General features: G+C 58.3%; 4 protein-coding genes. 3 read left to right on the top strand and 1 reads right to left on the bottom strand.

Going from position 1 to position 11,775, the window contains the following annotated elements; translation table 11 throughout:
• Nucleotide 1: 1 nt before the first annotated feature.
• Nucleotides 2–6,229, bottom strand: a complete 6,228-nt coding sequence (locus LPU83_RS69955) for a HAMP domain-containing protein (protein ID WP_024316753.1) — start codon at nt 6,227–6,229, stop codon at nt 2–4.
• A 1,406-nt stretch (nt 6,230–7,635) separates the two neighbouring features.
• Between LPU83_RS69955 and LPU83_RS69950 the strand changes: the two genes are divergently transcribed.
• Genes LPU83_RS69950 through LPU83_RS69940 form a run of 3 tightly spaced genes read left to right on the top strand, consistent with a single transcriptional unit; the run spans nt 7,636 to nt 11,261 of the window.
• Nucleotides 7,636–8,334 (top strand): N-formylglutamate amidohydrolase, encoded by a 699-nt coding sequence (locus LPU83_RS69950; protein ID WP_024316752.1) that lies wholly within the window; start codon nt 7,636–7,638, stop codon nt 8,332–8,334.
• The gene (locus LPU83_RS69945) at nt 8,331–10,217 is read left to right on the top strand and encodes a flavohemoglobin expression-modulating QEGLA motif protein (protein ID WP_024316751.1); all 1,887 of its coding nucleotides are present in this window, start codon (nt 8,331–8,333) and stop codon (nt 10,215–10,217) included. Before LPU83_RS69950 ends, LPU83_RS69945 begins: the two co-directional genes overlap by 4 nt.
• Nucleotides 10,218–11,261, top strand: a complete 1,044-nt coding sequence (locus LPU83_RS69940; protein ID WP_024316750.1) for a glutathione synthase — start codon at nt 10,218–10,220, stop codon at nt 11,259–11,261.
• The last annotated feature ends 514 nt before the right edge of the window (nt 11,262–11,775 follow it).

The following is an 11,775-nucleotide window of genomic DNA, read 5'->3' as shown; positions in this document are numbered from 1 at the left end:
CCTAGCGATGCAGCCACATGCGCAGTGCCGAAAGCAGTTGCTCGGTATTGACTGGTTTTGCCAGGTAGTCGGAAGCGCCCGCTTCGAGGCACTTTTCACGGTCCCCCTTCATTGCCTTGGCTGTCAGTGCCAGAATCGGCAGGCGCCGGAAGCGCGGCTGGGAGCGAATGACTTCCATCGTCTCATAGCCATCCATGCCAGGCATCATGATGTCCATCAGGACAATCGCGACGGCGGGCGCGTTGTTCAACACATCGATCGCCTCGCTGCCCGTTGTGGCGGTCAGGACCTTCATGCCACGCCGCTCGAGCACACTGCTGAGCGCGAAGATGTTGCGCGCATCATCATCGACGAGCAGTACCGTTTCGCCGACAAGATCCTCGTCCGAGCTGTGGAGGGCCTCGAGCATCACTTGCTTTGCTTCGGGCAGGTCGGCGACGACGCGATGGAGAAAAATCGCGGTCTCGTCCAGCAGTCGCTCGGGCGATTCAACACCTTTGACGACGACACTGCGGGCCATACCGCGCAGGCGGCTGTCTTCCTCCGGAGAAAGCTCGCGGCCGGTAAAGACAACGACCGGCACCTCGCGGATGGCGATGTCATCCCCCATTTTCTCCAGGACTTGGAAGCCCGTCATATCCGGCAAAGTGAGATCTAGGACAACGCAGTCGGCCGGGTCGCGTCGAAGCGCGGCCAAAGCTTCGGCGCCAGATGCCACGCATTCTATATCGATATCATCATGGCCAAGCAGCGCCGCCACACTCGCGCGCTCCGCCTCGTTATCCTCCACGAGAAGCAGTCGCTTGCGGCGAGGCTTGGCATAGTCCTTGAGGCGTGACAAAGCGCCATCCAGGCCTTCGGGTGTCGTCGGCTTGCTGAGGCATGCAAATGCTCCCCGCGTCAATCCGTGTTGCCGATCCTCGTCGAGACTGATGATCTGAACAGGAATATGGCGCGTTGCGACGTTCTGCTTGAGTTGGCTGAGCACGCTCCAGCCAAGCATGTCGGGCAGGAAAATGTCGAGCGAGATCGCCGTCGGCTTGTAGTCCTTGGCCAGTGTCAGTGCTTCACTGCCGCGCAACGCGACGATGACCTTGAAACCATTGTCATGCGCCAAATCCATCAGGATCCGCGCGTAATGAGTGTCGTCTTCCACGATGAGAAGCACCGTGTCGTCGGCTGTTATTTCCTCGCGGTCGTCCTCCATTCGCTCCAGCGGCCTGTCGGCGCGCCGGCTTGCGGCAATCTCGGCGAGTTGTACCACATTCGTCCGATCAGGCGCGATCCGAGCGGCAGCGCTGCCGGCACCGGCATAGGTGAGCGGAAGAAGAAGAGTGAACGTGCTGCCTGCGCCCGGAGAACTGCGAAGCTGGATCTCGCCCCCAAGCAGGTTTGCGAGCTCGCGGCTGATGGCGAGCCCCAGCCCCGTGCCGCCATACTTGCGACTGGTCGATGCATCCGCCTGCTGGAATGCTTCGAAAATGATGCGCTGCTTTTCCGCGGGAATGCCGATGCCTGTATCGATGACCTCGAAAGCAATGACGCAAGGCGCCGACTGCAGCGAAGGATGATCCACCGACGCGCCGTTCGTTACCGTCGATACACGCAGGGTCACCCCGCCCTCGGCGGTGAACTTGAAAGCGTTCGACAAGAGGTTCTTCAAGATCTGCTGCAGGCGCTTGGAATCCGTCATGATGCTGTTCGTGACATCCGCGGCGATTTCCACGGAAAATGCGAGACCACGATCCTCCGCCTCGTGTCTGAACGGTCGCGCCATCACCTCAAACAGATTGCTGAGCGAGATTTCCTCCGCGTCGACAGAAACGGTACCGGATTCGATCTTTGACAGATCAAGTATATCGCTGATCAGGTTCAAGAGGTCCGTGCCTGCTCCGTGGATGGTCTTTGCGAACTCCACCTGCTTTGCCGAAAGATTGCCTTCGGGGTTTTCGCCGAGCTGCTGGCCGAGAATGAGGATCGAATTGAGCGGCGTGCGCAATTCGTGCGACATATTGGCGAGAAATTCCGACTTGTACTTCGATGTCAGGGCGAGTTCCGTCGCCTTCTCTTCCAGAGCACGGCGGGCCTGCTCGATTTCCTGGTTCTTGGCCTCGACCTCGAAGTTTCGCTCCTCGAGCTGTTGGGCCTTCTGTCCCAACTGCTCGTTGGTCTGCTGCAATTCACGCTGCTGCGTTTGAAGTTCGGTTGCAAGCTGCTGGGACTGCTTGAGCAGGCCCTCCGTTTGCATGGTCGCCTCGATGGAGTTGAGGACGATCCCGATCGACATGGTCAATTGGTCGAGAAACGACAGCTGCAGTTCGGTGAATTGGCCGGCCGAAGCAAGCTCGATCACCGCCTTCACCTGACCTTCGAAGTGAACCGGAAGGACGACTGCGCTGCGTGGCAGAGTAGAGAAAACGCCCGAACTGATCGGCACCACGTTGCCCGGTAGATCGGTGATCACGATCGCCTTCGCGTCGCTGGCGCACTGTCCGACAAGCCCCTGACCAAACTCGAGGCGCACCGGATGAGACGTCTCCGTTCCCTGGGCATAAACCGACAGAAGCGACAGGAGCGGGCGGTCGGCGTCCGACTCGACCTGATAGATGACGCCCTGCTGTGCGCCAACCAGCGGCGCCAGCTCCGAGAGCAGCATCTTTCCAACCAGCGTCAGGTCGCGCTGCCCCTGTAGCATGTTGGTGAACCGCGCAAGGTTGGTCTTCAGCCAATCCTGCTCGGTGTTGCGCTCCGTCGTCAAACGCAGGTTGTCAATCATGGTGTTGATGTTGTCTTTGAGCTCGGCAACCTCGCCACGCGCCTCAACCTGGATCGAGCGCGTGAGATCGCCCTTGGTGACAGCCGTTGCCACCTCCGCGATCGCGCGCACCTGTGTTGTCAGGTTGGCGGCAAGCAGGTTTACGTTGCCCGTCAGATCCTTCCAGGTGCCTGCCGTGCCAGGGACGTTGGCCTGACCACCGAGCCGGCCCTCGACACCCACCTCACGGGCAACGCTCGTGACCTGGTCGGCGAAGGTTGCCAATGTATTCGTCATGTTGTTGATGGTCTCGGCAAGGGCTGCGACCTCGCCCTTCGAGGCGACCGTCAGATTCTGCTTGAGGTCGCCGTTTGCAACGGCCGTGACCACCTTGACGATACCACGCACTTGTTCTGTGAGGTTGGCAGCCATGACGTTGACGGTGTCAGTCAGGTCCTTCCAGGTGCCCGCCACGCCGGGAACCTGTGCCTGTCCGCCAAGTTTACCCTCCGTTCCCACCTCACGCGCGACACGTGTCACCTCGCCCGCAAAGGCGTTCAGTTGGTCCACCATCGTATTGATGGTGTTCTTTAGCTCCAGGATCTCGCCCTTGACGTCGACGGTGATCTTGCGCGACAGGTCACCGCGAGCAACCGCCGTTGTCACTTCGGCGATATTGCGCACCTGGGTGGTGAGATTGGCGGCAAGAAGGTTGACGTTATCGGTCAAATCCTTCCAGGTTCCCGCGACACCCGGGACAACCGCCTGACCGCCGAGGCGACCGTCCGTGCCGACCTCACGGGCGACACGCGTCACCTCGCCGGCAAAGGATCGCAGTTGATCCACCATTGTGTTCAGCGTGTCCTTCAGGAGAAGAATCTCGCCACGCACGTCCACGGTGATCTTGCGTGACAAATCACCATTGGCGATCGCAGTCGCCACCTCGGCGATGTTGCGGACCTGCGCCGTCAGGTTGCCGGCCATGGAGTTGACACTGTCGGTCAGGTCCTTCCAGGTGCCCGCCACGCCGGGAACCTGTGCCTGTCCGCCAAGCTTGCCCTCCGTACCGACCTCGCGTGCGACACGTGTCACCTCGCCCGCAAAGGCGTTCAACTGATCGACCATCGTGTTGATCGTATTCTTGAGCTCCAGAATCTCGCCCTTGACGTCGACAGTGATCTTGCGCGACAGGTCACCGCGGGCCACCGCTGTCGTCACTTCGGCGATATTGCGCACCTGTCCGGTAAGATTCGAAGCCATGGAGTTGACATTTTCGGTCAGATCCTTCCAGGTCCCGGCAACGCCCGGCACCTGTGCCTGCCCCCCGAGCTTGCCTTCCGTGCCCACTTCACGGGCAACGCGGGTTACTTCCGAGGCGAACCGGTTCAATTGATCGACCATCGTGTTGAGGGTTTCCTTGAGCTCAAGGATTTCGCCGGACACCGATACCGTGATCTTCTTCGACAGATCGCCGTTGGCAATCGCGGTCGAGACTTCGGCGATGTTTCGCACCTGAGCGGTCAGATTACCTGCCATCGAGTTGACGCTGTCGGTCAGGTCCTTCCATGTGCCCGCCACGCCAAGGACGTTTGCTTGCCCGCCCAGTCTGCCTTCGGTTCCAACCTCACGGGCCACACGCGTCACTTCGCCGGCAAATCCGTTCAGCTGATCGACCATGGTATTGATTGTTTCCTTGAGCCTCAGGATTTCACCGGAAACGGGTACGGTAATTTTCTTAGAAAGGTCGCCCTGAGCGACGGCTGTGGCGACCTCCGCGATATTGCGAACCTGGCCCGTGAGGTTGGATGCCATGGAGTTAACCGAGTCTGTCAGGTCCTTCCATGTCCCGGCAACGCCGCGCACGTTGGCCTGCCCGCCCAATCGGCCTTCGGTTCCAACTTCTCTTGCAACGCGCGTCACCTCCGAGGCGAAGGCATTCAGCTGATCGACCATCGTGTTGATGGTTTCCTTCAGCTCCAGGATTTCGCCTTTCACGTCGACGGTGATTTTCTTGGACAGGTCGCCATTGGCAATCGCGGTGGAGACCTCGGCGATGTTGCGAACCTGAGCCGTGAGATTTCCAGCCATTGAGTTGACGTTCTCGGTCAGGTCCTTCCATGTACCGGCCACACCGCGGACGTTGGCCTGCCCGCCAAGGCGGCCCTCGGTGCCGACCTCTCTTGCCACGCGCGTCACTTCCGAGGCGAAGGCGTTGAGCTGGTCGACCATCGTATTGATAGTTTCTTTCAGCTCAAGAATTTCGCCCGAAACGGTCACTGTGATTTTTTTCGAAAGGTCGCCGTTGGCGATCGCGGTCGAAACGTCGGCAATATTTCTGACCTGCGCGGTCAAGTTGGAGGCCATCGAATTGACGTTATCGGTCAGGTCCTTCCAAGTGCCGGCAACGCCTGGCACCTGGGCCTGTCCGCCAAGTCGTCCTTCGGTCCCAACCTCACGCGCCACACGTGTCACTTCACCCGCGAAGCCGTTTAGCTGGTCCACCATGGTATTGATGGTTTCCTTCAATTCAAGGATTTCGCCCGAGACGTCGACGGTGATCTTGCGCGACAGGTCGCCGCGCGCAACGGCCGTGGTCACCTGGGCGATGTTGCGGACCTGAGCGGTGAGATTGCCACACATCGCATTGACCGAGTCCGTCAGATCCTTCCAGGTCCCGGCAACACCTGGCACCAGCGCCTGACCGCCAAGCTTACCTTCGGTCCCGACCTCACGGGCGACGCGCGTGACTTCGGATGCGAAGGATCGCAGCTGATCGACCATGGTGTTGATTGCCTCTTTCAGTTGAAGAATCTCGCCGCGCACATCAACGGTGATCTTTTTGGACAGGTCTCCGTTGGCGACCGCGATCGTCACGTCAGCGATGTTTCGCACCTGTGCCGTGAGGTTGGACGCCATAGAATTGACGCTTTCGGTCAGATCCTTCCAGACGCCAGTCACCTCGGGCACCTGCGCCTGTCCACCAAGCTTGCCGTCAGTGCCAACTTCTCTGGCAACGCGGGTCACTTCCGAGGTAAAGAGGTTCAGTTGCTTGATCATGGTGTTGACGATGTCGGCCGAACGCAGAAACTCGCCTTTGAGAGGCCGTCCTTCGACATCGAGCGGCACCGTCTGCAGCAGGTCTCCCTTTGCCACAGCCGTGATCGTGCGCGTAACGGCGGTTGTTGGCCAAAGCAGATCGTCGATCAACTGGTTGATCGAGCCTTCCATTTCAGACCAGGAGCCATCCGAAAGGCCTAGACGCACCCGCGTGCTCGTCCGTCCGTCACGTCCGACCACCTCGCCCACATGGTCAAGCTGTTGGGCCATGCGTTGGTTGGAAGCGATAATGTCGTTCAAGGCATCGGCGATCTTGCCGGTCATGTTGGTCAGATCCGTGCGCATCCGGACCGAGAAGTCCCCCCGTCGCACCGCCACTAAGACGTCGAGAAGCGCGCTGGCTTCTTCCGCCGACATCCCCCTTGCCTCCCGCCTGGTGGCTGCTTCCGTCCTGCTTATGGCGCTGGAACTGCTCACGATATCCCTCCCTTAAATCAGCGCTAAACTAGAGCGCTGGCAGGCAATATCTATAGGTTGCCGATCAACCTGCCCCTCGCGAATTCGGCGTAGCGGGTCATACGCTTTCCATGGTAAGCCATCGGACGAACGGAAGAACCGCACTACTTCGGGCGGGGTGACCGCCGGCCAGCGGCGCTCACGGCTTTCTTGATCCTGTCGGTCTGTTGGTCAACGATCGATGACAGATGAGGAAACGGATTTGGTCTCGCAAGTGTACTTCGCAGATCCGACCCATCTCGGCCGCATTCGTTGAGCACGCTCTTTTGATCCGGAAGGTCGGGGCCTCTTGCCCTCGATTTGATATCGCCTCAGCGCTGCCTGGAACTCCTCCCGAGGCCTAGCCGAGCGACTATCCTCGAGCGCAACCGCGGCTCGGAGGCGCACATCCATGGCGATGAAGATGAAATCCGGCTCGACGCCGCGACATGCAGCGAACGATCCGACATGATTGGGCTCCCGAGGCGGTTTGAATTGGAGGGTAGGCTTCTTAGCCATCCAGCCACGCACTGGTCACGCCGATCTAGAATGAAAGGCTCCCGAAAGCAAACAGCCCGACACCTATCCAAAACAGCGAGCACACCTCCGCCGCAACCAGGTAGCCTATTGCGCGATCACTCATCATTCCCCTCCTCCGCCGAACTGCTCGCAAGCGCTCAATCGGCTAAGACCCATGTCGCCAGGCGATATCGCGTTCACGCAGCGACTCGATGTACCGATTTCGGAGAGTGGGAATCTCCGCGAGCCCACTCCTCCAGCCAACTCCTCAGACGCAAAACTAAAAGCGTATTTCCCGGCCCGCCACCAACTACCGCGCGAGTTTGCCATTACAATGCCCGATTTTAATTAAGGCGTTGCTAAATTACAGCAGTCAGCCATCCGGCCTGAAGATGGCGTTTTGATGGAATGCTTCATGATCGACCTATGTCTTGATGGAGTGGAGTGCCGATCTAGTTTCTCATGGAGGGACGCGCATGTCCTCGCGACACGGAGATCACCATGTGCGGAGAAACCTGTAATGACCATCGGCGGATTGTCGCTCAAGCGACTACGCCGATTGCGGTCGCCTCCCCACCAGGGGGAAGAAACGTCAGGCATGCGAGGAGCGTCTTCGTGACTTGCAGGCCGAGCAGCAGTCCCGGCAACTCTAGGTAAAGGCTAAGTCCAGAAAGGCGCGATCACTGACGAACGACACCGAGGCTCCAAACGGCAAGGGCTCTGATTTCGGTCCGCTGTGGAGTGCCAAGAGAAGCCAATCTCCTATTATTGGAACGGCGATCCATGATGGTCGCCATGTTCGACCAGGCTTGCGTTCGCTTTCCGCTTTGAGCGAAGCTGAGCGTCTGCGCGAGGAAGACCCGTTCACAGCGTTTCTTATCGGTGACCTGCCAAACCAGATTGTGTTTCACCGTTCTCGATTTGAGATCGATCTCAATCGAAGGCGCGACGAAGCCGTCTACCTCCGCGCTGAGCAGGCGTGGGGGCTAAAGCTCTGGAAGGACGATCTTCCGCAATCGGAACACGTCCAGTCTCTCATGATCCATGACGACTACTACGCAATGCTTCGCTGCTTCCTAGAAGGTATCGAGCGAAGTCACGGGGAATTTGTCCTCCTCGACGTTCATAGCTATAACCATCGTCGCGCAGATCCGGACACGCTGACCGATCCCGATCTGGCACCAGACGTCAACATCGGTACTTTCTCCATGGATCGAGGCCGATGGGCACACGTCGTTGATCCGTTAATGGACCACTTCCGATCCTTCAAGGCTGGCAGCAGGCCGTTGGATGTGCGTGAGAATATCGCCTTCCAAGGCAAGGGAGAGCAAACACGGTTCGTTCACGAGCACTTTCCAAAAACAGGCTGTGCGATCGCCATCGAATTCAAGAAGATCTTCATGGATGAGTGGACGGGGCAACCGCACAAGGCTGTGCTGCGTGAATTGCGTGAGGCCATATCCGCAGCCGTCCCACTTCTGGAGCGAAGTCTGAGGCGCCATCCATGACGCGGCAGACCTCAGTGGTGCAAGACACTTGGCTGCGCGATGTCGAACAATGCCTGCGCGACGACAAGCCGATCCGAAAGGGGCTACCTGAAGGTGGCCGCCTTCATATTGATCGACAACTTCCCTTCCTTTTTGTGCACATCGATACGGGAAAATCGGAAGATGTGGCAAGAGCCATGGTCCAGGCCAACGCTTCCTATCTCCTCGCTACCGATCCCCAGCAGGTGGTGCCAATCGTCGAAGCCGTCACCGCTGTCGCCGTCGAGCGATTTGGTTGCTTCCTGATTATTCGAAGCGGAGAGCTTGAGCGTGACAGATTCCTGACCGACGACGCACCCTATCTGCCGCCATTTGAGGTTTCGGTTTGGTCATCTGAGCACGCGGCAGCGGCAGGCGCAGCCTTGTCGAAGGCGATCATGGAAAGTGAAGCCAGGTTCCGCACGCCGCGCGTGCAGGAGCGCAGTGCGCCGCCCTCCACGATCGACGGTCAACTTGCCGCATTATCCGGTTGCGAAGTCGTTTCTGTAGAGTTTGCGCCAATTTATAGAACCCCGGAGTCAAGAGAGATTTACCCGGAGCTGCGCGATCAGCTGATATCGACGCTGTTTGACGCCGGACTGCGGTCGTGCGGTGCCTTCATGGCGGCGACAAAGCTCGTTAAGACGATTTCCTACCGATCCTTGGGCAGACGTGCCTTCATCGATGCTGTCGGCCGCGTTGACCGAGGAGTCGATGAGATTGCATCGGCATTTGATGTTCTCCTCGCCGTCACACCGATCAATGCACAGCAGGCGTTTCAGGAGTTCAAGTCGAACGGGTTAAAAGGCGTGCCCACCTTCCTGTACCGCCCTTTGACGATCCAGATCGAGAATGCCAAGCAACGACTTTTCTCGGTCTCGTTTGACCACATGGAAGACCCGGTGCTGTACGATCTCTATCGAGAGAAGCAGCGCGAGGTTGACTTGCAGCTTTCGCTGATCGCTGCGCGCCAGAACACAAGTTTCATGGAGTTCGGCAGGGCCCTCTACGGCTCCGTCGAGCCATCACTTCTTGGCGAGGCCAAGACCATCCTTGAGAAGCTTGTCGGTGAGGGCCCGGTGGGACATGATCGTTCGGATTCAAACGCCCCTCATGCCGATGTCCACTATGTCAAGCGACGTGCTGAGGCGATGGTCGCAACCTATCGACGCGCTTGGCCAGACTTCAAGGCGGACATCGAGCTTCGGGACGATCTTCCCTCTGGCCTGATGGTGGCCGATCATCGTCTGCTGATATCGAAGGCAACGGCAATGGACCAGCGCCGCGTGGAGCCGCTTCTTGCGCATGAAATCGGCGTTCATCTTCTCACCTACTTCAACGGCTCATCGCAAGGGTTGCGGCTTTTTCGTTCCGGGCTGTCAGGCTATGAAGGAATGCAGGAAGGTCTGGCAGTTTTCGCCGAATACCTGTCGGGCGGATTGACCGCTGAACGGCTCAAACTGATCGCGGCGAGGGTTGTCGCCTGTGCCAACATGCTCTCGGGCGCAAGTTTTTCTGAAACGTTCCATCGGCTCGTCATGGATTACGAGTTTACGCATTCCGGGGCATTCAACCTTGCTCTTAGGGTCTACCGCGGTGGAGGCCTGGCCAAGGATGCGATCTACCTGAGAGGCCTGCTGCAACTGCTCGATCACCTCAAGCGCGGCGGCGCACTTGAGCCATTCTGGATGGGGAAGATCGCATCTTTTCACTTCACCATCATGGAAGAGCTTGCATCGCGCGGCTTGCTCAAGCCGCCTTCCGTCCACCCGCTGTTTCTGGAAACCGCCGAGGGCCGGGAACGGCTCGACAGAGCGAGACAGGGAATGCGCCCCATCGACCTGGTTCAACCAAAGGAAATCTAGATGCGAATCGCGTTTTTCGTGAACGCCATCGAAAGCGAGACCTCCTATTACACAACGACATCCCTCGCGATTGCGGCCATCGCTCGTGGCCATGAGGTTTGCTACGCGACCCCGGGCGATTTTGTGCTAAGGCCAGACGACAGCCTCGCCGTCCGCGTCACCACTCCGGGCGCAGGCAAGCCGAAGAGTGCCGATACGTTCATTGCAGACCTGAATGAGAAGGCTAATCTCAAAACGATCGATATAAGAGAGATCGACGTGCTCTTCCTGCGCAACGACCCTTCCCTGGATGCCGACGAACGCCCCTGGGCAGCCCATGTCGGAGCGATGTTCGGCCGGCTTGCAGTCGAACGCGGCGTGCTGACCGTCAATGATCCAGACGCCTTGGCGAAGGCGCAGAACAAGCTGTATTTTCAGGATTTCCCAAAGGTCATTCGACCGTCCACCCTCATTTCCAAGAGCCTGGACGAGATCAGAGCCTTCATCGACAGCCAAAAACGAGGTGTCATTCTCAAACCCCTGCAGGGATCGGGTGGAAGACACGTATTCAAGATCAAATCCAGTAAGGAATCCAACCTCAATCAGATCTTTGAAGCGGTCAGCGATGAAGGATACCTCATCGCTCAGGGATATCTACCGGACGCGGTCGAAGGTGACGTTCGGCTGTTTGTCATGAACGGACGGCCATTGGAGAAGGATGGCTGCTATGCGGCATTTCGCAGGGTTCCGGCGAAAGGCGACATTCGCTCGAATATCAGTGCTGCGGGAACGGCCGCAACAGTGAAGGTCACGCCCAAAATTCTTGAGGTCGCCGAGATCGTCAGGCCGAAGCTCGTGGCTGACGGCATGTTTCTGGTGGGTCTTGATATTGTTGGCGACAGGATTTTGGAGATCAACGTCTTCACGCCGGGAGGGCTTCAGAACCTCGAGAAACTCAACGGTGTGGACTTCTCATCCTCGGTCATCGAGTCGCTCGAAAGCAAGGTCAAGATTCGCCAGATTTACGGTTCCCAATTGCCGAATGCCGTTCTGGCGACATTGTGATCGCAAGGTCGTGTGCCTCGCCTTCTCGCAAGGTTGGGAGCAGCCCCAATCAAATGGTGCCCTCAATAGGCCGGCCCTGGCTCTCCACCCGCCGGGGCCGACCTATCAGCAAATTGACGCCGGACCCCAGTCCTATCGTCAGCGCTGACAGCATTGGAACGCTCGAGGAGGCTGCAGCAGCCTATTGAGTGGATCGTGAAGTCGGTGCGTTGATCAGCACTGCGGTCGGTCCCGGGTACCTCGTGATCAACAAAGTCGTCAGCTCTTCCTGAGTGTTATGCCCTTGATTGAAAAGACTAATTGCCGCACTGCAAAGCATTTCAGATGCTCTCTCATTAGGGGTGGCCCGGTAGTGTTTGTACCAGGTTTGGACGGAGCGTGAGAGCATCGCCATATCAGTGTCTCGGATACGTCTAACAAGCATCGCTTACCTCGCCAATTTATCAGACAAGCCGCATCGTAACTTCGCTATATTAGACGTCAATGAATAACATGTGTACGATAGCGTACGGTC

This window comes from Rhizobium favelukesii (assembly GCF_000577275.2).
GTDB lineage: Bacteria > Pseudomonadota > Alphaproteobacteria > Rhizobiales > Rhizobiaceae > Rhizobium > Rhizobium favelukesii.
The sequence above is the reverse complement of the archived record's forward strand: the minus strand, read 5'-3'. Positions and strand labels throughout refer to the sequence as shown.

What these genes read in the sequence shown, in the direction of transcription:
- LPU83_RS69955 (WP_024316753.1), bottom strand. Translation starts at nt 6,229, where the DNA reads ATGTCGGCGGAAGAAGCCAGCGCGCTTCTCGACGTCTTAGTGGCGGTG.
- LPU83_RS69945 (WP_024316751.1), top strand. Translation starts at nt 8,331, where the DNA reads ATGACGCGGCAGACCTCAGTGGTGCAAGACACTTGGCTGCGCGATGTC.
- LPU83_RS69940 (WP_024316750.1), top strand. Translation starts at nt 10,218, where the DNA reads ATGCGAATCGCGTTTTTCGTGAACGCCATCGAAAGCGAGACCTCCTAT.